This is a genomic window from Parapedobacter luteus, from assembly GCF_900168055.1.
GTDB classification, from domain to species: domain Bacteria; phylum Bacteroidota; class Bacteroidia; order Sphingobacteriales; family Sphingobacteriaceae; genus Parapedobacter; species Parapedobacter luteus.
Genome location: NZ_FUYS01000011.1, coordinates 51,056 through 75,962 on the forward strand (window position 1 = coordinate 51,056; position 24,907 = coordinate 75,962).

Here is a 24,907-nt window from a genome sequence, read left to right on the forward strand (position 1 = left end):
ATTGTATGTGCTAGTAGCTATATGATGTTTTTGCCGTTGCTTGCCCCGCTATGGCCCGAAGAAACAGCGCCTCCCACTCGTGTACAAACCGTTGGATACTGAATTTCTCCAGCGCGTAGCGGCGGGCATTGGCACCCATGGTTTTTGCAACCTCCTTATTTTCCAGCAGAAACGTCATCCGATCGATCAACTGCGCTGGATTTAGATCAAGGAAGCCATTGTAACCATCCCGGATATGCCGCACCATCTCGGTGGTGGCCAGTCCGACAATGGGCATTCCGTATGTCATGGCCTCGCAGACTGCTAAACCCATGCTGGTATAGCGGATGGGGTTGAAAAAAAAACGGTACCGACCGGCAAAAGCAGGCAATTGGGGGTGCAATATTTCAGACAGTCCGTATGGCTCGGTGCCCATCCCGACCAGGTCGAGTGGCACGTACTTGCGCATTTCAAGGAAAAGATCAAATCCGAGCATACGCCCACGATCAGGCAGGTTGTTGATGACCACAAGACCGCGGTTAAGTTCGCCGCTGTACGTATACCCTTGATCAACAACCCCGTGCTCGATGACCTGTGCATCCGGCTGACCATTATCCCACATCAACTTATTGAAATGAGTCACATGAACCAGCATGACATCACTTCCGTAGGTGATATGTTTGGTGTCGGTGGGGTGCCCCCATGGCGGATCGTGCTGAAGGAAGATTTTCGGCAATGCCCGTTGGCGTGCAGATAGTACCTCATACTGGTCATTCTGGTAATTATTTGCCGTTTGAAACAGGATAAGATCGAAATCAAGCGATTGCAAGTCTTCTACATTTACTTCATGCACATTCGGACCAAATGGAAAGGTGGTGCCCTGTCCGTAATAACCCGGTGTGCGATCGCTGTTTACTGGAATGTAGAGGTCGTAGTTGCCCTGTGACAGGTAGTACAAGTAGCTTCCGTGTATATGCCATGTAAAAATGCGTAGTCGTCTATTGTTGCCGTTCATGCTGTCGCTGTTAATCGTATAGAAACACTTGTATGCAGAAACACTTGTATGTGACACCCGTCCAACACCGTACGGTATTGCATACATGATAAAAGCGAATCATATCCAATAGTATAACCGGTTCAAGCTATATACCACGGCACCTGAGCACACCTAATTTTTCTGGCGAGCGCCGAACCACACCACTATAAATCACTTATAACGTGCACCTTACAACCAGCAACAATATACCTTTGTCCCGGATGGCCCCATTGGGGATTATAAAATCATTTTGCTGAATAGTTTAGTCTGCCATTCTTCGATGTACTAAAAAGCAAACTTTTTGTCGGCTAACGGAAAGTATGTTAAAAAAACTAAAACCTTTCTAACGGTTGAAACGTATACCTCTACGATTAACATCGTGTTTATAAGTTTAAAGAACGAAGGTAAGATTATGGAAAATTCAGCAAAAATCATTTGGGCCTCGCCTCAAACACTCGCCCGTGACGGCATTATCGCACTTTTGGATCAAGAGCCCGATTTTACTTTTGCGGAAATTGTTTCCAAGCGGGAGGATATTATACCAGCGCTTTCAGCCAGGCCGGCAACAAACCTGTTGGTTGTTGACCACGTTTTTCTTGAAGAAGATCAGCGGTATTTAGCTACATTAAAAAAGATAGCTTCGCACATCAAAGTACTTGTGTTATCAGGAATTGAATATGACGAAGATATCCTGAGTTTGATGAAATCCGGGGCGGACGGCTACATTGTAAATGAAGCGAACAAGGATGAATTGGTCTTTGCCATCAAACACATCCTGGCAGGCAATACATACATTTGCACAGCCCTGTACCTCAAGGTACTGGAATCGATGGCGGCGACAGATTTCGGGAGGAAAGGACAAACCGTGGAGTTTTCTCCCCGGGAGGAGCAAATCCTCAAACTAATCTTAGAAGGGTATTCAAACCAAGAAATTGCCTACCAGTTATTTACCAATAAACGCACCATCCTGAAATACCGCGAAAGCCTACTTCAAAAAACAGGAGCTCCCGACATTGGCACGGTCATCCGCATCGCGCTTCAGCAGGGCGTGCTGAACTAATAAGGCTGTCTGAGGCAAATAAATGCAGTTGATCATGGAAAAATTGGACGACATCTTCGAAGTCAGCCTGGCAGGCGAACAGTTTGAAGGCAGGCAGTTGACGATAAGAGCCGAGCAAACCACCGATGGCGTGCCGGTCTACCACTGTTATGATGAAGGGGCTTCCATTGCGCAATTACGGCAGGAGACATCGGGCGAATGGACACAGCTTTGGGGTGATTTGCAACCGGATGCCGTACAACAACTTGGCGAAGCCATAGCCAGTTATAACCACCAAGAATAAATTCCAGTTGAATTGGCTATGGGCACGATTCATATCGGCACCTCCGGTTGGCATTATAAACATTGGAAGGCCGTCTTTTATCCGGAAGGTTTGAAAGACGCTGACCAGCTCGCTTTTTATACCCAGTCGTTCGATACGGTAGAGGTAAATAATTCATTTTATAGGCTACCTATCGAACGAACATTCCGCCAATGGAAAGAAACCGTTCCTGATGGATTCCTTTTTGCTGTCAAAGCAAACCGTTACATTACGCACCTTAAAAAATTTCACGAAGTGAAAGCGTATACCGCTGGTTTTGTTGAGCGTGCATTAAATTTAGGCGAGAAGCTGGGGCCTATCCTGTTTCAATTGCCCCCTTTCCTGAAAGAAAATACTCGCTTGCTAACAAATTTCGTGGCGGAACTGCCCAAAGGGCCACGCTATACCTTTGAATTCAGGAATCCGAGCTGGTACCAGCAGCAGGTCTATGAAGTCTTGAAGGAGCACAATTGTGCTTTCTGTATCTATGAACTTGCCGGGCATTTATCCCCGCTCGAAATAACAGCTGATTTTGCATATGTCAGACTGCACGGGCCGGAGGGCAAATATCAGGGAACTTATACTGATGACAAACTCGCTTCATGGGCGGCCCAATGCAGGACATGGCTTGAAGCCGGTGTCGATGTCTTTTTTTACTTCGATAATGACCAGCACGCGTATGCACCAGCCAACGCAAAAACACTCCGAGAAATGACGGCTTGATTTAGTTGAAAAACTTCCACTGTAAATAAGCGCATAGCCCTTCCAATTCCGGAAAAATGCTAAAGGCGTCGACCCCCAAACTGTGCAAGTCATCCACGATGGCTTCTACGGCTGATTTGGGCACCTTGATCTTAGTCATTTTGGCCCGGTAATCTGCAATTTCTTCAAACCGATACCGATGTTTTAGCGCTTCGGTTGAATGTACGGAAAATACGCCCGATTGATTATTGATGCGTTGCTTGATAATACGCGGTCTGAACAATTTACTTTCCTTGATGTCAAACGGATGCTGGTCTTGCTCGTTCGGCAGAAAATCTTCGGCTTCAGCCGTGAAGACCCAGACGATGGCATGTGATCCGGCCGTCTGATCAGAAAGTGCCGAGCTTGCAGCAAACCACAGCGCTGCTAAGGCGTTGTTGGTCCAATCGAGAAACCGCGTAGGAAGGCCATAATGTTGTCCTAACGTCAGATAATCCCAATCATTTCTTACCTGAAACGGCTCTATCAGCAATGGGTTGGCACGTTTAAACTCATCGAGCATAGCCTGCTCCATCGCTAACAGGCTTCCCTCGCGCGGCTTCAACCTTAAAATCTTTGGAATAAGCGGCGTGTCGGTCGCTTGCCCCCGGTATAAAAAATCACGCTGCGTACCGGCCTCCAGGTGTTTCTGTTTTAAAGCCTTGATGCATAACATGTAGTCTGCCAACGTGGTTATCTCTTTTTCCATCTGGCGCTGTTGAATCGTTGTATCCTGCTTTTCCTAAAATACTGCCAAACAATTTGTGTCGGCCTTTCCGGAGAGGGTGCTCGTGTACGCTGCTTCGGACGGATTAAAATAGGGAATGAAAGTCAGCAGAAACAGACATCCATACCAAGAAAAAGGACACTTGCCGTTGGTGCTGCAGGACGGCTAAAGCACTGAACGGAAAAAAAACGGCCATCGATGGCATCAATGACCCCAGCAGCAACGATGCCCTCGATATCGGCATAAAAAATGAACTGCATTAGTCGAACCAAATGAATTAAACATCATGGCAAACAAAGCAAAAAACAATTCGAACATGCCCAACGCGCATCTGCACGAATTATTTGTAGACGAACTGAGAGATGTATTAAGTGCCGAGAAGCTTTTGCTTAAAGGGTTAAAGACCATGTCCGGAAAAGCAAATAGCGAAGGCTTGAAAACTGCGTTCGAAGAGCACTACGCCCAGACGGAACAGCATATTGAACGGCTAAAAAAAGTTTTCGCTTCAATAAACCTTTCACCAAGAGCAAAAAAATGCAAGGCTATGGAAAGCCTATTGGAAGAAGCTGAAGAAATTATCGAAAACTTCGAGGACGCCCAAGTGCTGGATGCTGCACTGATTGCGGCTGCCCAGAAAGCAGAGCATTATGAAATTGCCAGTTATGGATGCTTGGTCACTTATGCCAATCTAATGGACCACCAAGAGGCTGCCGATCTGCTTAACCAAACGTTGGAAGAAGAGAAAGACACCGATGCAAAGCTCACGGAAATTGCCATGGAAGAAGCAAATGTGACGCAGTGATGCGCCGATAGCAAAAAAACACATGTTCCCTGCCCCCTTTGCGTCATCCCCATGGCTAACACACAAGAAACACCATATTCGCAAAGCGGGGCTCTTTTCTTTTTCTTAGCCTAACCGCAGCTTCACTTCTCCAAGAAAGGTCTTGATATCAAATGGTTTACTGATGAATCCATTGGCCTTTTCGGCTCGGTGATCGTGCCGGTAATCATCATATGCAGACATCAGTAAAATAGGTATCTGGCTGGTTGCCTCATCGGTTTTCCATGCTTCGCAAATATCCAAGCCATTACCATCTGGCAGCATGACGTCAATGATCAGCAAATCCGGCGACTGCTGCCCTGCATGCTGTTTAAACGATGCGATGTTGCTAAACACGGCAACATCGTATCCTTGTTCCGTCAATAAGAATACGATAAGCTCGCCAATATCGATATCGTCCTCTAAGACATGGACTGCTTTTTTCATGCCTCGCAAGTTAGAAAAATTGGCTATTAATTACAAGTTAATCGAATTTATTGACCTCTGGGTATGGAAAAATAAAAGGTTGATCCTTTCCCCAATTCGCTGTTTACGCCGATATGGCCGCCGTGGCGCTCAATAATTTCTTTACTTAAATATAACCCAAGTCCAAGGCCAGTCATCTTGGAGGTGCCCTCTACTTGGTAAAAACGGGTAAACACCTTTTCCTGTTGATCCCGGCTCATCCCCATCCCTTCATCCTTGACCTGTACACTCACTTCATGTACAGACGATTCGAGCGTCACATAGACGTTGTTTGCATCAGGAGAGTATTTTATGGCATTGGTGATGAGGTTGATGATCACCTGTTCCATGCGCTGCCGATCAGCGACTACCGTATAGTCTCCACGGACATTATTGACAAAGATTGTATGTGTTTGGCTGCTGAAATGGAAGGTTTCGACTACATCAAGAACCATCTCGCTCATATCGAAACGCTCAAAATGAAAACTTAATTTGCCCGCCTCGATTTTAGAGATATCCAGTAGTTCGGCGATAAGCGCATTTATACGTTCCAGTTGCTTCAGCGCTTTCGTGAGAAAGCGACGTCCAACTTGGTCGATTTCGGACCTTTCAAGAATTTGGAGGTACCCTTTAATCGTCGTCAGTGGCGTTTTGAGTTCATGGCTTGCCAATGCGATAAACTCATTCTTTTTAAGATTCAGTGCATTTACTTCTTCCAACAAACGGGCGTTGTCCAGTGTCACGGCAACCAACAAAGCGATGCTCCGCATCATGTCTTCGTCTGCGGTCTTAAACACGTCGGATTGTGCATAACCGAAAAACATGGCCCCAATCAGTAGTTTGTCGCCAGATCGGATAGGGATGGCTAAGCAATGCCGTATACGGGGAGCCTTGGCCCCTTCTTTTGTGTCAAAAAGAGACAGCACATGTGCCGCCTCACACACATCATCAAACTTTACAACATCTTCGCCTGCAAATATGGCGTGAATAATCCCTTCGTCTAAGTGGAGGTTGTAATATTCGTTGTTATTTCCATGTGCAGCCACGGCTACTGACAAGCTTGTATGCCCCTGGTCGTCCGAAATCCGGTAAAAGCAAAGCCCCACATCTGCGGAAGCGAGGTGTGTCGTCGAGTCGATCACCGTCTGGATGATGGAATGCGTGTCGAGCTTTTCGGAAATCACCTTGCCGATAGCGTGAAGCGTTTCCAGTTTTTGCGCGTGGAACTGAATGGTCTGTTCCCGTTGGATTTTATCAGAAATATCTCTTGCTATTTTTGATGCTCCGATAATTTGACCTTGCTTGTTACGCATCGGGGATATGGTGAGCGAGATGGGGATTTCTTTGCCCGATTTGGTCACCCGGATGGTTTGGTAATGGTCTACCTTCCGCCCCTCGCGGATCTCCCGTATAATGGTTTCTTCTTCGCTACGGAGATAGGTTGGGATAAGCGTGTAAATCGATTTACCGATAATCTCATGCTCACTGTAGCCAAAAATACGTTCCGCTCCTGCATTCCAGCTGAGGATTGTGCCATCAAGTTTTTTGCTGATAATGGCATCGTCAGATGACTGTACAATTTCGGAGAGGGCGGCCTGCCTTTCCTCATATTGCTTGTAATGCGTAATATCCACTAAGGTGGTACATACACCGATACACGCCCCCGCCGCAGTATGGATAGGCTTCGGGAAAACCAGCACAATCCGTTGTGTGCCGTCTGAACGCTGGATGACTATCTCTTCACCGGATACTCCCTCCTGCCCAATCACTGCCCGGGCCATGGGAGATTTTTCTAAGGGCATCGGGCGTCCGTCAACAGATGAGATCGCAAACGCCCCCGACCATTTCTCTTTACCAATCTCAGGTTCGCGCCCCCAAAGCGCTATCGCCGCATCGTTAACCACTGTTACAAATCCTTCGACATTACAGATATAACTTGCTATTGGGGAGGCAAAAAACAAATCCCTGAACACAACATTATCAACTTCGCTATACACTTTTTTCATCCAGACAGGTAGTTTACACAATGAATAGTCCGCCAGTATTTTGGACTTACCTTGCGTTATCAACAAAAATACAATTGTTTTGACACATCTCAATATTTTAGCCGATTAATTATGCATCAAATCAGGATGGCCACCGGTGTCGGTGGCTTTGAGTTTCTGGAAAGCGATAGGAAAAGGTCTCGATTAGTTGTTGCTAAGCAAACTGATGGCCTTTATACAACTGTTTATACTGGCGGTAAAATGTCGATAACTCCGCTTTTTGGCTGACAATTAGTTTTCTCGCCGTGGGGAATAGCCCCTCTTGTCGTTCTGCGTATTGGTAAGCTTTGAGCAATGCTCGCTCGCCTGTATTGAAAAATTCATAAATGGACAACGAATTGCCGTTCTTGGCGAACGTGGCTTTGACAACATTCCAAGCCCTGAGGATCGTCCCCGACGGTTTACCTTTTGCCGGAAGGTCATGTGCCAGCGCCACGAATTCCAGCTCCAGATCTTCCTGCAAACGTTGCCCCTGCGCGATAATCTGCTCAAAAACCCTATTCAACTCATCGTCCGCCCTGTCTGCTGGCCCTTCGAGTACCGCTTGGTAACTCCAAATGCGCTGCCCATTCACTTCTATCAGATCATTGAGCACTTCCAGTGTTTTTGTTAGCTGATCCATATCGCAGCGGCATACGTTTTATATTCAGGAAACAGCGGCCAGCGGCTGTTCCACAGGTTGTCCTTGAAGCCTTCCAAAATGTGCGATCCAATCGCGCGCGGCGATGACCTCTCGTTTTTGCCTATTGATGACTAACCTTAAAGCAGGTTGCAACCCGTCTGTGCCTTCAACGCTATGGTACGCTATGAGCAATGCATTCTCTCCAGACTTACACTTATCTAATGAATAACTCGGCATTTTGCTGGAAAAAACCGCTTTCACCACTGACCATGCCAGACCGAATCTACCGCCGACCACAAGCTGCGTCTCAGGTAATCCCCAATTGGCACCGATGTCGAGCAACTCCTGCCGCATGTTGATACTTTGCTTAATAAAGGCCTCAAAAAGAGTCGTCAAATGTTGTTCGTCTGGTGTAAGTCTATTAAGCAGGGCTTCATAACCATTGATTCGTTCGCTATGGAATGCCACCAAATCCCGGAGGCATTCCACTGTTGTTTTTAGGTTTTCCATGTACGTGTTGATTATTTATTTTATGCAATATCACTCGACCTTCTCCCGGTCTCTCAATTGCTTGATTTGATCATGCGACGCCAGCAACTGCGTTTTCTGGCTGGAGATTAGCGCCTTTGCTGCAGTGGATATTCCTTCTTCCTCTTCTGCCTGCCGATAAGCCTTTTGCGCTGCATCCTCGCCGTACTCACAGCTTTCCAACACGGCCAACCGGTCATCTACGGCAAACACCTGTTTGACATCCATCCATGCACGGTAAATTTTGCCGGATGCGGTAGTTTGGTCATCCACCCGATTTTCCCACGCACTGATATGCTGCTGCAGCTCGGTTTTGAGCCGTTCGCTTTGCTCGATGAGACTGCTAAACAACGCCTTAAGATCCACATCGGCAACTGGCAATTCTGCGATAGCCTTTTCGTAGCCGGCTATCCGATCATTGTTTATTTTAATTAGATCATTAAGTACTTCTGCCGTTTTTTTCAAATCTTCCATTTTTTACGCTCCTTTCTTTTCTTAAGCCAAACTTTTATGGCCGCTATAGGCCTTTTCTATGGGGTTGACAATTGATGACCAAAATTTGTTTGAAAAATTTCGGATAATCGTTAACTTAGTGAGTTGTACCGTGCGTAGGGCCGCAGGGCGTTACCGATAGCTGATATGATATCCGGATGGATTTCATCGTCGACCACTTGCCAGGCCCCCTCCTTTTCAAGGATGACAAACGAGTCTTTATCCGGCGTGATGATTCGCCACCCTTGCTCGCCATTATAATCCTCGGGTTGGGCGAGCAAACTAAGCTGCTCGCCGGTGATGGGTTCTTTAACCTTAATTCGCCTCATAATCGTATCCCCCTGTATAGCTAAGCTTCCAACAATTCTGCAATTTCAGGTGTTAATTGCCCTTTGACGTGTTCGTATTCTCCTGGCGATACATAGTCCTTTATAACACGGAATACCGCGGCAGCGCCGTCCTTCGGATTGCTACCGAAATCACGACCTGGTGTAGGGCTATTTGCGGTGATTTCCTGTAAGAAATCATCCATCGTCGATGAATCACGTCGTTCCTTGCTGATATTCCAGCCATTGACGTATATGGCTTTCAGCACCATAGGCAGCTCAGATATCAAATGCATTGATTCTTCTACCGTTATCCGGTCACGTAATGCTTGAAATACCGCCTGTACCACGCGGAAAGCATGCTGCCGGTCATCCGGGGTTCCTAACTGTTCGGCTACTTTTTTTAAGAAAAGATTTCCCTCGTGGGCATACTGTTCAAAATGATTTTCCATGACTACATTCCTCCTTTATACGGACTGATAATACGATAACCATTCCAACCGGACTAAGAAAAACAGACTTACCAATCAGCGAAGCCACAAGTAGGGCAAAGGGGATGCTCAATACGCTTTTGTGTACATGATGTTGTTTTTTGTATACAATTCAGCTGGTATTAACTTCGTGGATAGGTTTCCTGTTTCATATAGAAGGTTCCCAAAAAGAAAATAAGGCGTAATATTTTAAATGAAAACCAGCGGATTAGCCGACTTAGCAACGTCGTCTTAGCCGCAAAATCACTAGGATTGACCCGTGTGCAATGGTTTTGCATAATGTACTCCAGCTCCCCGATTGTCTGCCGCACGAACGATTTTCCCTGTACATCCAAATTCAATTCTACACTTACACGGGCACTCAGATCATTCACATTAAACGACCCAATAGTCAACCATTCGTCATCGCAGGTAGCAAGTTTGCCATGCAGCATATTGCCCGTATATTCGTATATTTCTACACCGTGTTGCAAGAGCCATTCGTACATGGAACGCTCAGCGTCTTTTACCAAGGGGACATCCATGCGGCTGCAAACAATTAATTGTATCGTCACGCCACGCTTTACAGCCATAGTGATATCCCGCCTGACCGTAGCTCCCGGCAAAAAATAACTGGACAGCAGAATTACCTTCTTTTTGGCTTTGCGGAAGATCGCTTTATAGGTGCGGGTGATATCGTATTTGCGGCGCACCCAGTCGTTGCGGCGTATACGGACAGCACCTACGTGCTCGGAACCAAAAGCTATCTCGGTATCGGCAGGTCTGCAACGCTCTGGTACGCTTTTCATGCGCTGCAAGTTTTTCCACATCGCCCAGCACAATTCACACAACCTCACTGCGACCTCTCCCTGCACGCACAGGGCGAAGTCCAGCCAAGCCGGTTTCCCCGGCTTATCATTGTACCGGTCGCCAATGTTGGTCCCCGTAACCACCGCATAACGAGCGTCCACAACGAGCACTTTCTGGTGCATCCTGCGGCCAATATAAAAACGCTTACTTCTGAACAGCGGCTCAAAAACACGGAAATGTATCCCATTTTCAACAAACTGGGAAATAAAGGTCTTTTTCAGCGCCTGTGATCCGTAGCCATCAACCAATAGATAGACCGCCACTCCCCGCTTTGCCGCGGCAATTAAGGCGTCAGCGACCAACTGCCCCGTTTCATCCGCCTCATAAATGTACACCTGCAAGTGAATGCTTTCCTGTGCGTGTTCGATGAGTTGGACCAACAAGGAAAAAAAGGTTTTACCACCGGTAAGCAGCCTCACTTGATGATTGGGAAGATAGTCTTGGTAGTTGCGCGTCGTGTTGTCTGGCATTTTAGGGTTATCTGCGTTCATGCTACCTAACAAATGGGGCGGACGGTTGTTTTCGCACCAAATTTGGTTTGGACTTTGTAAAACATGTTATAAAAAACTTCACGGCCATGGCTAAAGATCACGGAAAACAAATCAAGGACGACGAAAAGTATGAAGCCTTGAAAGAAAAGGGAATGAGTAAAGAAAAAGCCGCCCGCATTGCCAACACACCAGATGCCAGCAAAAAGGGCGGTAAAGCTGGAAAACTAGACGAGCGGACAAAGGGCGAATTGATACAGGAGGCAAAAAAAATCGGTATCACGGGCTATTCTAAGCTCAACAAGAAAGACCTTATCGACCGGATAAGAAATCACTAAAACCGATTGATGGACGCCGCACCAGTTTCCGAAGGCATTTTACTTTTGGGGACAACCCATACTTCCCCGCCGAAGCGCAAGACGAGTTCGGCCAGATCGTCCAACACGTCATCAACCGGATGATCCGTCTCATCCGTATGATAAAGCACATTATTGCGATCGACAATGCGTCCCCTGATGACGCGATCCTCTTCGAGCAACACGGCTGCGACCTTGCCATCAAACGCATCCTTTACGATTTCATCGAGCTGATCGGCCCCTAACCGCTTGGTGGTTGCCTGCCTGTATGCACCAATGATATCCTCCAGGCGTTTGTCGTAGTGAGGCGCAAACACTTGCCAAGCGGCTTCCCGAAGCTCCTTTTCAGATAATGCAGCTGCATTCGTCTTTATCCCTTCTTCCAATAACTGTTTATTTCGGCTTATTCGTCTGAAAATGTGCTGATGCTCGGGAAGTGACGCCAATATAAGTGGAAGTCGCGTAGGAATTGAATATTTAGCCATAACTGCCCGGTCAACCGCCCGAAAAAACTGCTCAATATCGTTATCCAAATCTGTTTTTTTTAGCCCATGGTTTTGCGCCGTATCCCACTTTTTTCCGGTAGCCGTACGATAAGCAGCCAGCGTGGCGTGCAGATCACGCAATTCGTGATCCAGTGCATCAATCATGGATTCGGGTATACTTTCCTCCGATAAATCGATCTCATCCAGTTGATATCGGTCTCCTTCGAATAGCTGCGCTGTATTGGTGGTAAGTACCAGCACATGATAGCGATCATTGCTTTGCAAGTATTTCAACAACGGCTTTGTATGGGCGCTATCTGCCACGACAGCCAATGGTTGGACTTTTTTCCGCAATCGATACACATCAAACGACTCACGCGTAGCAAATACGGCCAACCCTTCTCTCGTATGTTGCCAAAACTGGTAATCTCCGGCCAATGCTTCAAACTCGGAAAATATGTTTTGGATAGCCTTATCCCGTACGTATTCTGCCCTGACCGGCTCAAATTGTTGTACCAGTTTCTTAAACACATCAGGGTCCTGCGCATTGTCAGGATGTGTGCGATGGGTAGGCATATACAGGGAAAAAACAGGGGGTTCATGATGCCCCAGCAGTGTATCGAGTTGCTTTTCAGTTAGTGTTGCCATAATTCTTTCTTTAAGCGTTCAACAAACAATAGGCAGTCGATGATGACTACTCTCATACGGTAAACAGCCATCTACGCCAATTGTTGGACGCCTTGCGACAAAACATTTTATCCATAGGGATGTATATTTCATGGAACTTTGACAGTTATCGGCTGACATAAAAAATGAACGTTATAGACATCATATTAGTTCTCGTGGTGCTATTTGCCCTGTGGAATGGCATTTCAAGAGGTTTTTTGATTGGGATAGCCAGCTTAGTTTCGTGGGTCGGAAGCCTTGTGCTGACGTTTTGGCTATATCCTTATTTGGCCCGTTTTGTTGAAGTGTACATCATGGATAATGTCTGGACGGTACCGTTGTCTTTCTTAACGACGTTGCTGTTTACAGGCACTATTCTGTCGTTACTGGTGAACCATATTGTACAGCGGATTCCTCAAGCTGCACACACAAATTTGCTGAATAGGTGGTTGGGCATTATTCCGGGCTTTATAACAGGCAAACTCTATGCAGCGGTTATTGCGACGTTGTTGTTGTTATTCCCGTTATCCGCGGCGCTCACCGCCCACACACGTGAGAGTGTGTGGGCGCAACGGTTGACCGCAGGTTTGGAACAGGTTGAGCAACCATTTGCGCCGGCGTTCCAAAAGGCGGTAAACCGCTCAGTGAACAAAATGACGATAGCTCCTGAATCTACCGAGCGTGTACGTTTGCCGTTTACCGTCGCCAACCCAACGCCACGGCCTGACTTGGAAAGCCAGATGCTTCAACTCATAAACGAAGCGCGGAAAAAGGTGGATCTATCACCCTTACAGCATGATGAAGAACTTACGCCCGTAGCTCGTGAACATGCAGCAGATATGTTTGCAAACGGCTATTTTTCGCATATCTCACCGGATGGCAGCACCCCTTTTGATCGTATCCGCCGGGCAAAGATCACGTTTCTTGCCGCTGGCGAAAACCTGGCGCTCGCGCAAACCTTGCCGTTGGCCCATGAAGGACTTATGAACTCGCCAGGGCACCGCGAGAATATCCTCCGCCCCGCGTTTGGCCGCGTTGGCATAGGCGTGCTTGACGGCGGCGTATACGGTTTGATGGTGACGCAAAACTTCCGCAATTAACGGATTCAATGACATGGATTGGGAACGTATCTTTCTCCACGAAGTCGACGGCCATTTTGCCTTGGAAGTTGTATTTCGTACGGCGTTCATGTTTATCGTTGTTATGGCCGTGCTGCGGCTATCGGGAAAACGGGGCGTACGGCAATTGTCGGTTTTTGAATTGGCAATCATCCTGAGCTTGGGATCAGCAGCCGGCGACCCGATGTTTTATGACGATGTGGCTATCGTGCCCACTGTGCTGGTGTGCGCCACAGCAATTGGCTTGTACCGCCTGATTACTTGGTTGATGACCAAAAATGAGCGATTTGAGCGGCTTCTGGAGGGACAGCCGGTGTATATTGTAGAGGATAGTATCCTGATCATTAAGGACGAGGCTAAGGACAGCCTTTCGAAGGATGAATTTTTTGCTGAATTGCGAGACAAGGGTGTTGAGCACCTTGGGCAGGTCCGAGCAGCTATTTTGGAAACCAACGGAAGCATGAGTGTATTTTTTTATCCGGAGGACGAAGTGAAATACGGGTTACCGATCCTGCCGCATGCCTATCGCAAGCATTCGGATCTTATCAAACAAGCCGGCTTGTACGCCTGCATATATTGCGGCACGTTACAGCAATTGCCGCCAGGCCGCCATCGCTGCAGTCGTTGCAATCGTCATGACTGGGTGTTGGCCATTAATACAAGACGGGTAAGCTAACCTTATTTCGGTTAATTCAGCGTCACGCGAAGCCCGTCATGTGCATAGGGATAGTCGATTTGCTCACGGTTTCGGAACATTTCTGTACCGAAGTGAGTAAGCAAAATTCGCTTATGGGTCAATTGATCGGCATAGGCCAGCAGGGTCTTATAATTCATGTGCCCTTTTGCTTCCGAATGGTAGTCATTGCATTCGCAGATGAATAAATCGGCATCTCTTGCCAATTCGATTAACACCGGGGTCCAAGCGGTATCACCCGAAAAACTAATGATCTTCCCCCCAATTTCTATCCGCACGCCATGCGGCAGCGTATCGGGCGTATGCATCACCGGAAAAGCCGTTACTTCAAGATGGTCTGCCTCCATAACACCGTCCGTTATATAGGTTTTGAATAGGAGGTTTAGCTTGCCTAATACGTTGCTGCCTGGATAGAGCTGGTCAAGGAGTTTTGTAATCCGCTCCTTCCCCGTCGGCGGACTGATAATGGTTAATGGTTTTTCGCGGCGCCGAATGGCTTCCTCCAGCAACAAAAACGGCACACCGCCATAATGGTCGCCATGAAAGTGAGAAATCATGATGGTATCTATATCGTCTATGTTGATGCGCTGCTGTTTTATTCCGTAATACGCAGTAGCCCCGCAGTCAAGCAACAAGCGCGAATGCGAAGTATGAATATAAAAGCACGTTTGCAGCTGTCCGCCGCTTCCAAAGGCATCACCACATCCAATGATATCTACTGTTATGTCTCCCATGTTGTTATTGTTTTTTAAAAGATACAAACCAAAATCCGAATTGTTATATAAACAAACAAATGAATCAACATGCGTGTAACTAAAGGTATGAACAGTTATCGCCGTCACATCCGATTCGCTGTCATCCTGCTTGCTGCTTTTACGGCAGCATGCAGCGACCAATTAACGGGAACACTTTTTAGGAGCCCATCGCCGCATGAGCGCTACCTTAACCAGCTACGGGACGCCGGGCTTGAGCATAGTACGATGTACCAGCAATGGCTACATGCATCAAGACATAGCCTTGCCAGTCCGACGACCGTGACTGTCCCCCATCAAGAATCTGCCTATATTGCGCGCGAAAAACCCACAGCTATTGGTTACCTATTCAACGCGCGACAAGGCGAACGGCTACATATCGATATAACAATAAGTAGCACAGACAGCGTACAATTATTTATCGACCTTTTTGAAGCTGCATTGGACACAACCGGCGAACCGCGGCACCTTACCTCAGCAGACACCGGGGCTACAGTGCTTACCTGGGATACGAAGCGGGATGGGCAGTATATACTGCGTGTACAGCCAGAGCTCCTGACCGAGCTGTCTTTCAAGCTCCGGCTTACCGCGGAGGCCTCGCTCGGGAACCCGGTGGCACCAAACGCCAAGCAACACATAGGCAGCGTTTTCGGTGATGTCCGGGATGGAGGAAGACGGAGCCATGAGGGTATTGATATTTTTGCTGCGCGCCATACACCCGTTATCGCAGCCGTTGACGGCGTGGTAGGTCGTGTAGGTGATAACCGGTTGGGGGGAAAAGTAATCTGGCTCCGGCCAAAAGACCGTCAGTTTAATTTATATTATGCCCACCTTGATAGTCAATTGGTAACTCCCGGCCAATTCGTAACTATGGGTGACACGCTCGGGCTGATGGGAAATACCGGAAATGCGCGGACTACCCCACCGCACCTTCACTTCGGCATCTATGGGATAGGTGGGGCCGTCGATCCACTGCCTTTTTTGCGCCCAGGGAAATCGACACCACCAAAGATTATCGCCGATACCACCCGCGTCGGCGACACATTACGCAGCAGTACGTCACTGCTTCCCGGCATTTCGCGGCATATGCCCATGCTTGTGGAAGCGTCTTATCGCAACGGATACCGTGTAGTCCTTCCGGATTATAGCAAGCATTTTGTACTCGAGAAACACGCCACACCGCTCACCCCCTTACGTCGCATGCGGCTTGCCAGGCAACGTACCCTGTACGCCCAACCAGACACTACATCGGCACAAATCACCCACCTGAACGTAGGCAGCCAAGCCCATGTTTTGGCAGAGTACGATGATTTCTTGCTCATAGAAAGTCCGATACGAGGCTGGATACAGCAATGAAAGGTAATGCCAAAAAAATAAAACTAACTCGCTGCTCCATTGTATAGAGAATAACAAACACTTAACACTTATACCATGTTTTTTGCTATCCTATTTGGTGCAGTTTTTTTCATCGGCATACTGATCTATGTTATCTATCGGGCGAGACGGAGGAGGTAACGGTTCGTTTTTTTCTCAATTTCAAAATGGCCCTCAATTGATTGTTCCAGGTGATGAGGTTGCCGATGATAATTGCATCTTTCATATTGCTTTTCAGGCGCTTCCGCATAATCCGCTTAACAATATCTTTTCCCACTTCACCCGTTTCTTTTACACGGCCCAGCAGTTCTAACGCACATAAGGCGAGGAAAGCACCTATCAAAAACAGAAAATTCCATTGGTGGAGGGACACCAGCTTAAACGTTTTATCAAAATCAGGGCTATTCCATTCAAAGGTGATTTCCAAGGTTCTTTCGGCAAAGTAATCCGCCAACACACCACCTAATAATGGACCAAGCGCAGAAAAAACAGCCGTCACGATGTTCTTGACCGAGAGGTATACGATCGCATCTTCCTTTGGAGCGAGCTTAAGCCCGATATTGGTGAGCGAAAGATTGATCCCCGCGGTGGATATGCCGCTGAACATATGGATAAGCACAAGCAATCCGAGGTTGATATACATGATAGAATAGATGCCAACAAATGACCAAGCGATAATACAAAGAATATATACGGGTGCGCTTATCGCAATGATGCTTTTGTTGCTGTACCTATCGGAAAATATGCCCCACATCCGCAACGTCATTATGCTGGATAGTTGGCTGATGATGGTTAGTACAATGATATAAGACAGCGGTAATCCCATCCCTTGCAACATAAACACCGTAAAAAAAGGTGTTGCAATATTCAGTGCAAAAACCCAAGCAGAATTAAACACCAGCAACCGACGGAAATTTTCGTTTTTCAACGGCATTTTCAAAAGCGTAAACAACCGGGCTTTTGACAGATAAGATTGCGGCTCGGGTGCTCTGGACAAAAAATAAGCCCCTACCAGGCCAACGGCGCCTGCAATAACGAAAAACACGGCAAACGTAGTAAGCTCGTACGCCGGATACCGGCTTCGTATAAAATCAAGAAGCAAAGCAAGAATAATACTCAGCGCCACATTGAGCGTCTGCGTATACCGACTTCTTCGGGAAAAATATTCGCCCAGCATTTTCTCTGGAATCATGTCTTTCATCCACGAATTCCAACTCAAGCCGGATACTGAGCTGAAGAAAAAGTGAAAGAAAAGAAAGAAAATAAGCATATTGATCGATCCGCCCTGCCAACGGAGGACCATCAACCCAATAATCGCGAGTGGAATCCTTGCCAAAGCGATGCAAACGACAGATATTGCCCGCCGGTTCTGGTATTTCCTCACCAACATGATGGAGAGTAACTGGAAGACATTTGTAATCATGGGCAGGGCTGCTAACAGTCCGATTTGAACATTATTGGCGCCAAGTAACAACGCCATAGCGACCAAGAAAGCTCCACCCGTGAGCGACGTTACCACTTCAGAAGCAAGCCCATCCCAAATAACCATCCTCAGCCCACGCTTCACATCTCCTTCCGTTAGTTCTTGCTGGGGTTTTAAAGCCATATATTTTCAATGATATGGGTGTGTTATTGGTGTTTGCATATTTCGCACAACAAACCGGATGGCCAACTGTTGGCACAATAATGAAAAACCGAAAAAAACTCTGGATAGCTTTTGCGTTTATCATCTTAGCTGGGATGCTTGGCAGGTTTGCCTGGATCTATGTCCACGAAACGGCGGGAGTGGTACTCATCATCCTCAGCACGGCATGTTTGGCGGTAGCCCTAACGGTGTTTGCCCGTTATTTCAGCGAATATTAGCAGTTCGCAGGCGAGCACCCAGAGCCATTTTCGACTTCGCTGTAAACTAAACGACGATATTGTCTGTTATCCGACATAGCTGGCGGAACCTTGACATAAATAAAAATATTCCATCACCGGGCTTGCGAACGCATCGATTGATGAGAAAATGGCGATAACATCGAACTATTAAAAAGATAACAGATGAAATCAAAAGGCTTTATCAAAGATTGGCTCACCATCCTTAAGAACACGTTCACCATCTTTATGGACGTAAAAGGACTCAAATTTAGTGCCTCCCTGGCCTATTACACGATATTTTCGCTCGCACCGCTGCTGGTTTTAACCATATCATTGGCTGCATTATTTTTCGGACAAGAGGCGGCTGAAGGAAAAATTTTTGAAGAAATCAATGGACTTGTAGGCAACAGTGCCGCAGCACAGATACAGGAGATACTTAAAAATGTCCAACTCAAAGAAGACAATACATTGGCTCTTGTGATAGGGATCGGAACCTTATTGCTGGGAGCGACCACTGTGTTTGGGGATATGCAGCATTCCATCAACAAGATTTGGGAAATCAAGCCGAAACCGAAACGGGGTTGGGTCAAGCTAATTACCGACCGGTTGCTCTCTTCTTCACTCGTGCTGTCATTAGGCTTTCTGCTTATCGTATCGTTGATTGTCAATGGGGTATTGATGGTATTCATGGACCATGTAAGAAGGCTGTTTTCAGACCTTGCCGTCTACTTGTCCATCGCCATAGAAACCATTACCAACTTCATTGTCATCAGCACCTTATTCGGCGTCATTTTCAAGTTCTTGCCCGATGTACGCATCCAGTGGAAAGATGTAAAAGCCGGTGCTTTTTTCACGGCCGTGTTATTCATGGTCGGTCGTTTTCTCATCAGCTTCTACATCCAGACAACCGGTCCGGAATCTACCTATGGCGCCGCTGCATCTGTCATTGTGCTCCTCCTGTGGGTGTATTATACAGCAGCCATTCTCTATATCGGGGCGTCATTCACCAGAGCATATACTGAATACCATGGATCACATATTGCTCCTGCGGAATTTGCGGTACATGTGGAAGAACGGGAAACAGAAAGCGAAGTTGACCATATTCCCCCTGCAGATGCCGTAAGGAAAAAGACGGAATCCGAATAACGCGACGAATGATTCACCGCAGGGTTGAACCAAATATTTAATTGTAAAAATTATATTACAATACAAAAACATATCCTTGGTATTATTAAATACAGTAATTTTATAGAAGCACATGCAAGAAGCGTTTAATTAGTTAAAATAATTAAAACAAAAAAGCAGCTGTTTTGTTGGCACTTGGCAAACAGATATTCAATTAAACAAACACATTAATCTAATACAGTTTCCGTTAATTTAGCAAGAGACAAAAACTGAAACGGTCAATTCAGTGGTTTCTTCATCGACGATGGCCTTAAAAAGAGCATCAAGCGCATTGTTGACACTTGTTATAAGGGGGAATGACGTAAACGATTAATTCTATAGTTATGAATAAGATTGAGTTTAACGCGAAGGTTGTTCAAGAAGCCAGCTCTTTAAGCAACTATGCATTTTACTTCACACGCGACGAAGAAAATGCCAATGACCTGGTACAGGACACGCTGTTAAAAGCGTTTTCTTACTACAATAAATTCAAAGAGGGCACGAACCTGCAAGCATGGCTTTATACCATACTCAAAAACACATTCATCAATTACTATCGAAGAAAAGTTAAAACCAACGCGATCATCCTTAAAACCGATACCATCTCGTCGTCAGACCTGTATAAAAGCTCGCTGCGCAACACCGCTGAGGGAAAGTTTGTAATGGAAGACATCGAGCAAGCCTTGTCCAAACTATCAGCCGAATTTTATTATCCGTTTTCGATGTATTATGAAGGCTATAAGTATCACGAAATTGCCGATCATTTCCAAATCCCTATTGGAACTGTCAAAACACGGATTCACGTTGCCAGGCAGCAACTAAAGAAGAAACTTAGACCTTACGGTACGGAAAATTAGGGATGTTAGAACCAAAGAGCGCGCGGATCGCCAATATCATTATCATTTTATCGTTATCCGTTGCAAGTTTATATTTCGCGGCCCCATTCCTTATTCCGGTGATACTGGCGGCACTACTTGCTATGTTACTTAATCGGGTCAGCGAAATGTTGGAAAAAAAGGGCCTTAATCGGGCACTGGCGGCGCTTGTACCCGTCGCATTGGTACTTGGGGTGGTCGTATTACTCGTGTTTGTCCTTTCCTGGCAAGTCAACCGCATGACTGATGATTTCGACAACATGAAGGAAACGGTGACCACAAAAATAGACGCGCTCCGATCGTGGGTAAGCGAAACGTTAGGCATTCCCAAGGCCGAACAGGCAAAGATGCTCAACGGGGGGGAGCGTCAAGCAACACAGCAAACAAGCACGGTAGTCTTCAGCGTTATCAATACCTTGACCAGTATTGCGGTGGATGGTGTGCTGATTATCGTATATACCTATCTGCTTATCTTTTACCGCGCTCATCTGAAAAAATTCATCCTGCGTATTGTGCCGGACGACAAGCGGCAGGACGCTGACCGCATTGTGCATAAATCGGTGGCCGTTGCAGGCCAATACCTGATCGGCCTGTTCAAAATGGTGGTCGTCCTCTGGATTATGTATGGTATTGGCTTCAGTATCGCCGGGTTAGAAGGCGCCATATTGTTCGCCATTATCTGTGGCATGTTGGAGATTGTTCCCTTCTTCGGAAATTTTGTTGGCAACCTGATCGCTATTTTAGCGGCATTGGCACAAGGCGGCGATGCCCGTATGGTACTCGGTATCGTGCTGGTGTACCTGACTGTGCAGTTTTTGCAAACCTATATTCTTGAACCGCTCGTGGTTGGCCAACAGGTAAACATCAACCCGTTGTTTACGATTATGGGATTGGTAGCGGGCGAACTCCTATGGGGTATCGCCGGCATGGCCCTGGCCATACCATTGATAGGCATCATCAAAATTATCTGCGATAATATCCCCCAACTACAAGCCTATGGGGCGCTTATCGGTCCGGCAGGAACACGGAAAAACAGAACGTCTTTCCTCGATTCGTTGAAAGGCATGCTACGCAGGAAATAGCCCTGCCCGCTCATTTGGTGGCTTTACGCAAAAACGCTAAAAGTTGCCTTTCGGTCTCCGTAGCCAGCGGTTGGCCATTGCCATTTAAGCTACGACGCAAATAAGGCAGTAGCGATCCATCGCTGTAAGCGCTCACCAACCTATCAGGCACATAATATTGCTTGCAGACCGTCCTCGTATTTCCCAGGCGTTTGGATACCGCATCCAAGACGGTAAGGACGTTGGCCTGGCATTCGCGCTCATTGCCGTAATCAAGGCAGCCGGCAAATAGGCGAAATGCCCAAAGTCCGGCATACCAGGTCCGGTAATCTTTGGAGGTAAAATTCAGATTGGCATGGCGCTGAATATAGGCATTGATATCCGCTGCATTAAGCCGGCGTCTTTTTCCTTCGTCATCCATGTATTGGAATAAATATGCGCCCGGCAATCGTACCAACTCCCGCAAGTGCGACGCTAAGCGGGCATTGCGCACCGTAATGTGCTGCCGTACGCCCTTTTTTCCACGAAATCGAAAGATTATTTCACTGGCCAGGATAGTTGCATGCTTCTTCTTCAACGTAGTCAACCCATGGCTGCCGTATTTGCGGAAATATTGTTCATTACCTATCCGTATTAGGGTTTCTTCAGTCACTTTCAATGCTATTGCAGTGACCCGCTCTTTTTGGAGCGGCGTAGATTTTAAATCGCTACGTATTTGCTTCCTTAATTGCGGCAGCGCATTACCGAATTCTACCATCCGCAACAACTTCGCCTGCTGCCGTTCCCTTGTCCAGTCGGGATGGTAGAGATACTGTTTTCGGCCTTTTTCGTCGAGTCCCGTGGCTTGCAGATGGCCATTTTTACTGGGGCTAATCCACACGTTTTTCCAGGCGGGTGGGATGACCAATGCACGAAAACGATCCAATTTCCGGGGATCCGTCACCCGGTTGCCTTCATGGTCTGTAAAATAATACCCCCGCCCTCGTTTCACACGTGTGTAGCCACGCACCAAGTCCGGAAGGTACCGAAGTTTCGAACGTTTTCGTTTTGGCTCCAATTTGGCGGTTTTACTCCTGTCGCTCCCGTTTGTCCTTGCTCATCTCACTCTGTACCCAACTGAAAAACAACGCCATTTTCATGTTCTCAAACATTCTGACGCCTGACATCTCGTTGGAATGTTCGTCGTTGGCTATGCCTTCGTGCGCTGGTAGGGGACTTTGATACGGAGTGGATGTAGACGCTGCCACTCGGCTCAATTTACTCCTTTTCATAGACAATAATTGCTTGTAAGGACTCGGAGCCTGTAGCATCATAAGGGATGGGCGTTCTGCCGCTACCATAGCCTTATATTGTGAATGGCAGGCCCCATTCGTATATTCGCATTAAAATGGCCTATACCCCGCCGCTTGGCAGGGAACTTGCTTCATCTTTTGGATAATACTCATTTACGGCATCTATAACGTCATAGATTTCAAATGGTTTCCGGATGTAAGCATTCGCTCCACAGTGTTGGGCAATATCATCAATGTCGCGCACGGCCGAAATCATGATAATCGGGATCGTTGCAGTCTCTTCATTCAACCGCAGCTCTCTACATAGATTGCTCCCCCAGCACCAACTCAATCCTTCATCCATTAGTATAAGCCCGATATCATTATCCTTCAATATTTTGTACATTGATTTTCCACTGTCCGTAATCACTTCATATTCCTCGAACTGCATAATCTCGGCAACAATGTCTGCCATATCCAGATCGTCCTCGACGTACAAAATTTTCTTTCTCATCAAATTTACAATTGTTAGTGTTGATTGCTGTCAAAAATTAAAACCCTTTATCGCTGATTGAAATGTACATCATCCGCTGACGGATGTATGTAAAAGGTGTACAAACAACCCGTTTAAATGTTTTCTTCCCGACGATATTATTGTTTTAATTTTGATCGTTTTGTTTGGTTTGTTCACCACCCGCTACCTTGTCCTTATGTAATCGGTTCCCGCCGCCCGGCTTCACATCGCCCTGGCTCGCCCCTTCCCCTTCAGGCACGGTATTGATCTGTTCAACTTGAGGGTCTATTCCCGCTTCATAGTTTTTTTCCTGCTTTTTATCCTTCAAATCCTTCCTTGCTCGGATCAGATCGTCGCCCTTTTTGTCACGCAGGCGGCTACTATCTGCCGAGACCTGCGCACTTTCTTTCTTTATAGCCATATTGCATTGAGTTTTGTTGTTCGTTATATCGTGTGTTTCGTTATGTTGTGTATACTTACTTACAATCGCGCACCCCGAATGTTTAAGAAAAACCAAACCAACGTTGGATCGGATTGTTAGGCAGATAGAAATAACATTGGTAAAACAACAATATTCTTGTTATGGCATCGAATAAAACCATGAGCCATGAAGCTCAGCAATCGCATGAAGATCCGGCTAACAAATACCCAAAACCACCGTTTCCCAAAAAGCCTCAAGAAGTGCCGGGTACGGAGAGCGCCATGGACCCACAGGCCGACCATGGCGAACAATCATACCGCGGAAAAGGCAGGCTAATCGGTAAAGCAGCGATTATCACCGGCGGAGATTCTGGTATCGGAAAAGCGGTAGCCATTGCCTTCGCGCGGGAAGGCGCCGATGTGCTGATTAGTTACTTGGATGATGTCGAAGACCGGGATGCCGAAGATACCATTAAATATATCGAAGAGGCGGGAAGGAAAGGCGTCCAGGTGAAAGGCGACATTAGCTCAGAAAAGCACTGCCAAAAAATTATTGAAACAGCCGTAAAGGAATTTGGCAAAATTGATATCCTGGTCAATAACGCGGCGTACCAAATGTCAAGGGATACCTTACAAGATATTCCGGCATGGGAATGGGAGAAAACATTTGCCGTCAACATCCATAGCATGTTCTACCTGTGTAAGGCCGCCGAACCGCATATGCCACCGGGTTCGAGCATTATCAATACCACGTCAGTCAACGCTTATGAGCCAAATCCGACCTTGTTGCCCTACGCTGCGACAAAAGCCGCCATCCAGAACTTCACGGCCAACTTGAGCCAAATTTTACTCGAACAGGGGAAAGGCATCCGCGTAAATGCTGTGGCGCCCGGTCCCATATGGACGCCGCTTATTCCTTCTACCATCCCAGATCATGAACATTTCGGCGAAAACACACCATTTGAACGGCCCGGGCAGCCCGTTGAGGTCGCCCCGGCGTATGTTTTTTTAGCTTCTGAAGAGGCTAACTATATCTCTGGCGCGACACTTCCGGTTACTGGCGGACGTATTACCATATAATTTTCTTGTTTTACTTTAACACTATATTATTCATGAAAACGTTGAGATTATTAATAGCATGTGGACTAATAGCAAGCATGGCTTCATGCGGAAATTCGGGGCAAAATCAGGACACCGACGGATCAGACTCGCTGTTTATAGATTCAACGGCAAACGATTCAGCGACCTGGGGAGACACCACCCCGACTACTGACTCGCTGGCAAGCCCTTCTTTCCCCTGATGGGGCGATGGGTAAGGTGAACA

The 24,907-nt window shown here is 46.9% G+C and carries 31 protein-coding genes; 14 read left to right on the forward strand and 17 right to left on the reverse strand.

The genetic code is table 11. The features are described from left to right. Positions 1-10: 10 nt before the first annotated feature. Complete coding sequence (locus tag B5X72_RS17310; protein ID WP_079718256.1) at positions 11-994, reverse strand: glycosyltransferase family 4 protein; 984 nt, start codon at positions 992-994, stop codon at positions 11-13. A 433-nt stretch (positions 995-1,427) separates the two neighbouring features. On the opposite strand from B5X72_RS17310, the gene B5X72_RS17315 reads away from it, so the two are divergent. The 3 genes from B5X72_RS17315 to B5X72_RS17325 are packed head-to-tail and all read left to right on the forward strand — an operon-like array spanning position 1,428 to position 3,099. Beyond that, positions 1,428-2,075, forward strand: coding sequence for a LuxR C-terminal-related transcriptional regulator (locus tag B5X72_RS17315; RefSeq protein ID WP_079718185.1), 648 nt, complete (start codon positions 1,428-1,430; stop codon positions 2,073-2,075). A 34-nt stretch (positions 2,076-2,109) separates the two neighbouring features. Then, positions 2,110-2,358, forward strand: coding sequence for a hypothetical protein (locus B5X72_RS17320; RefSeq protein WP_139378762.1), 249 nt, complete (start codon positions 2,110-2,112; stop codon positions 2,356-2,358). Between the two features lie 18 nt (positions 2,359-2,376). Next, positions 2,377-3,099, forward strand: a complete 723-nt coding sequence (locus B5X72_RS17325) for a DUF72 domain-containing protein (protein WP_079718187.1) — start codon at positions 2,377-2,379, stop codon at positions 3,097-3,099. A 1-nt stretch (position 3,100) separates the two neighbouring features. On the opposite strand, the gene B5X72_RS17330 is transcribed toward B5X72_RS17325, so the two are convergent. After that, the gene (locus B5X72_RS17330) at positions 3,101-3,826 is read right to left on the reverse strand and encodes an FRG domain-containing protein (protein ID WP_079718188.1); all 726 of its coding nucleotides are present in this window, start codon (positions 3,824-3,826) and stop codon (positions 3,101-3,103) included. A gap of 304 nt (positions 3,827-4,130) precedes the next feature. On the opposite strand from B5X72_RS17330, the gene B5X72_RS17335 reads away from it, so the two are divergent. Next, positions 4,131-4,646, forward strand: a complete 516-nt coding sequence (locus B5X72_RS17335) for a YciE/YciF ferroxidase family protein (protein WP_079718189.1) — start codon at positions 4,131-4,133, stop codon at positions 4,644-4,646. A gap of 105 nt (positions 4,647-4,751) precedes the next feature. Here B5X72_RS17335 and B5X72_RS17340 read toward each other — a convergent pair whose 3' ends face one another. From B5X72_RS17340 to B5X72_RS17375, 8 genes are all read right to left on the reverse strand, one after another. Continuing rightward, positions 4,752-5,111 carry a response regulator gene (locus B5X72_RS17340; RefSeq protein ID WP_079718190.1) on the reverse strand — a complete coding sequence of 120 codons (360 nt, stop codon included), beginning with the start codon at positions 5,109-5,111 and terminating at the stop codon, positions 4,752-4,754. A 47-nt stretch (positions 5,112-5,158) separates the two neighbouring features. Further along, positions 5,159-7,135: a PAS domain-containing sensor histidine kinase gene (locus B5X72_RS17345; RefSeq protein ID WP_079718191.1), complete on the reverse strand. Its 1,977-nt coding sequence runs from the start codon at positions 7,133-7,135 to the stop codon at positions 5,159-5,161. A 193-nt stretch (positions 7,136-7,328) separates the two neighbouring features. Next, on the reverse strand, positions 7,329-7,796 hold the full coding sequence (locus tag B5X72_RS17350) for a ferritin family protein (protein ID WP_079718192.1): 468 nt from the start codon (positions 7,794-7,796) through the stop codon (positions 7,329-7,331). Positions 7,797-7,820: 24 nt separating this feature from the next. Further along, positions 7,821-8,306, reverse strand: coding sequence for a ferritin family protein (locus tag B5X72_RS17355; protein WP_079718193.1), 486 nt, complete (start codon positions 8,304-8,306; stop codon positions 7,821-7,823). 30 nt (positions 8,307-8,336) lie between these two features. Then, on the reverse strand, positions 8,337-8,798 hold the full coding sequence (locus B5X72_RS17360; RefSeq protein WP_079718194.1) for a PA2169 family four-helix-bundle protein: 462 nt from the start codon (positions 8,796-8,798) through the stop codon (positions 8,337-8,339). A gap of 110 nt (positions 8,799-8,908) precedes the next feature. Further along, on the reverse strand, positions 8,909-9,145 hold the full coding sequence (locus B5X72_RS17365; protein ID WP_079718195.1) for a hypothetical protein: 237 nt from the start codon (positions 9,143-9,145) through the stop codon (positions 8,909-8,911). A 20-nt stretch (positions 9,146-9,165) separates the two neighbouring features. Further along, complete coding sequence (locus B5X72_RS17370; protein WP_079718196.1) at positions 9,166-9,594, reverse strand: DUF2267 domain-containing protein; 429 nt, start codon at positions 9,592-9,594, stop codon at positions 9,166-9,168. Between the two features lie 161 nt (positions 9,595-9,755). Continuing rightward, positions 9,756-10,973, reverse strand: a complete 1,218-nt coding sequence (locus tag B5X72_RS17375; RefSeq protein WP_079718197.1) for a phospholipase D-like domain-containing protein — start codon at positions 10,971-10,973, stop codon at positions 9,756-9,758. An 86-nt stretch (positions 10,974-11,059) separates the two neighbouring features. Here B5X72_RS17375 and B5X72_RS17380 point away from each other — a divergent pair, with 86 nt between their 5' ends. Further along, on the forward strand, positions 11,060-11,308 hold the full coding sequence (locus B5X72_RS17380) for a DUF7218 family protein (protein ID WP_079718198.1): 249 nt from the start codon (positions 11,060-11,062) through the stop codon (positions 11,306-11,308). On the opposite strand, the gene B5X72_RS17385 is transcribed toward B5X72_RS17380, so the two are convergent. Then, positions 11,305-12,459: a baeRF3 domain-containing protein gene (locus tag B5X72_RS17385; RefSeq protein WP_079718199.1), complete on the reverse strand. Its 1,155-nt coding sequence runs from the start codon at positions 12,457-12,459 to the stop codon at positions 11,305-11,307. The two genes, B5X72_RS17380 and B5X72_RS17385, sit on opposite strands and share 4 nt — an antisense overlap. Positions 12,460-12,623: 164 nt before the next feature. Between B5X72_RS17385 and B5X72_RS17390 the strand changes: the two genes are divergently transcribed. Both B5X72_RS17390 and B5X72_RS17395 read left to right on the forward strand, forming a co-directional pair. Then, the gene (locus B5X72_RS17390; RefSeq protein ID WP_079718200.1) at positions 12,624-13,577 is read left to right on the forward strand and encodes a CvpA family protein; all 954 of its coding nucleotides are present in this window, start codon (positions 12,624-12,626) and stop codon (positions 13,575-13,577) included. Positions 13,578-13,590: 13 nt separating this feature from the next. Further along, positions 13,591-14,271 (forward strand): DUF421 domain-containing protein, encoded by a 681-nt coding sequence (locus B5X72_RS17395; RefSeq protein ID WP_079718201.1) that lies wholly within the window; start codon positions 13,591-13,593, stop codon positions 14,269-14,271. An 11-nt stretch (positions 14,272-14,282) separates the two neighbouring features. Here the strand turns inward: B5X72_RS17395 and B5X72_RS17400 are convergent, their stop codons facing one another. Further along, positions 14,283-15,023: an MBL fold metallo-hydrolase gene (locus tag B5X72_RS17400; protein ID WP_079718202.1), complete on the reverse strand. Its 741-nt coding sequence runs from the start codon at positions 15,021-15,023 to the stop codon at positions 14,283-14,285. 69 nt (positions 15,024-15,092) lie between these two features. Here B5X72_RS17400 and B5X72_RS17405 point away from each other — a divergent pair, with 69 nt between their 5' ends. Next, a complete protein-coding gene (locus B5X72_RS17405) occupies positions 15,093-16,397 on the forward strand; it encodes a M23 family metallopeptidase (protein WP_079718203.1) in 1,305 nt (434 codons plus the stop codon). 130 nt (positions 16,398-16,527) lie between these two features. Here B5X72_RS17405 and B5X72_RS17410 read toward each other — a convergent pair whose 3' ends face one another. Continuing rightward, positions 16,528-18,021, reverse strand: a complete 1,494-nt coding sequence (locus tag B5X72_RS17410) for an MFS transporter (RefSeq protein ID WP_079718204.1) — start codon at positions 18,019-18,021, stop codon at positions 16,528-16,530. Between the two features lie 80 nt (positions 18,022-18,101). Here B5X72_RS17410 and B5X72_RS20855 point away from each other — a divergent pair, with 80 nt between their 5' ends. The 4 genes from B5X72_RS20855 (at position 18,102) to B5X72_RS17430 (ending at position 21,399) form a co-directional block, all read left to right on the forward strand. Beyond that, a complete protein-coding gene (locus tag B5X72_RS20855) occupies positions 18,102-18,278 on the forward strand; it encodes a hypothetical protein (RefSeq protein ID WP_176146257.1) in 177 nt (58 codons plus the stop codon). A 183-nt stretch (positions 18,279-18,461) separates the two neighbouring features. Next, positions 18,462-19,424, forward strand: coding sequence for a YihY/virulence factor BrkB family protein (locus B5X72_RS17420; protein ID WP_079718206.1), 963 nt, complete (start codon positions 18,462-18,464; stop codon positions 19,422-19,424). A 362-nt stretch (positions 19,425-19,786) separates the two neighbouring features. Then, on the forward strand, positions 19,787-20,299 hold the full coding sequence (locus B5X72_RS17425) for an RNA polymerase sigma factor (RefSeq protein WP_079718207.1): 513 nt from the start codon (positions 19,787-19,789) through the stop codon (positions 20,297-20,299). Positions 20,300-20,301: 2 nt separating this feature from the next. Then, a complete protein-coding gene (locus B5X72_RS17430) occupies positions 20,302-21,399 on the forward strand; it encodes an AI-2E family transporter (RefSeq protein ID WP_079718208.1) in 1,098 nt (365 codons plus the stop codon). 10 nt (positions 21,400-21,409) lie between these two features. Here B5X72_RS17430 and B5X72_RS17435 read toward each other — a convergent pair whose 3' ends face one another. The 4 genes from B5X72_RS17435 to B5X72_RS17450 all read right to left on the reverse strand — a co-directional run bounded on the left by B5X72_RS17435 (position 21,410) and on the right by B5X72_RS17450 (position 23,584). Then, positions 21,410-22,435, reverse strand: coding sequence for a DNA topoisomerase IB (locus B5X72_RS17435; RefSeq protein ID WP_139378763.1), 1,026 nt, complete (start codon positions 22,433-22,435; stop codon positions 21,410-21,412). A gap of 10 nt (positions 22,436-22,445) precedes the next feature. Further along, positions 22,446-22,649, reverse strand: coding sequence for a hypothetical protein (locus B5X72_RS17440; protein ID WP_079718210.1), 204 nt, complete (start codon positions 22,647-22,649; stop codon positions 22,446-22,448). 121 nt (positions 22,650-22,770) lie between these two features. After that, on the reverse strand, positions 22,771-23,163 hold the full coding sequence (locus tag B5X72_RS17445; RefSeq protein ID WP_079718211.1) for a response regulator: 393 nt from the start codon (positions 23,161-23,163) through the stop codon (positions 22,771-22,773). A 145-nt stretch (positions 23,164-23,308) separates the two neighbouring features. Beyond that, on the reverse strand, positions 23,309-23,584 hold the full coding sequence (locus B5X72_RS17450; protein ID WP_079718212.1) for a hypothetical protein: 276 nt from the start codon (positions 23,582-23,584) through the stop codon (positions 23,309-23,311). 161 nt (positions 23,585-23,745) lie between these two features. Here B5X72_RS17450 and B5X72_RS17455 point away from each other — a divergent pair, with 161 nt between their 5' ends. After that, entirely contained in the window at positions 23,746-24,663 is a 918-nt protein-coding gene (locus B5X72_RS17455) for an SDR family oxidoreductase (protein WP_245826984.1), read from the forward strand. A gap of 32 nt (positions 24,664-24,695) precedes the next feature. Continuing rightward, the gene (locus tag B5X72_RS20655; RefSeq protein ID WP_139378764.1) at positions 24,696-24,884 is read left to right on the forward strand and encodes a hypothetical protein; all 189 of its coding nucleotides are present in this window, start codon (positions 24,696-24,698) and stop codon (positions 24,882-24,884) included. The last annotated feature ends 23 nt before the right edge of the window (positions 24,885-24,907 follow it).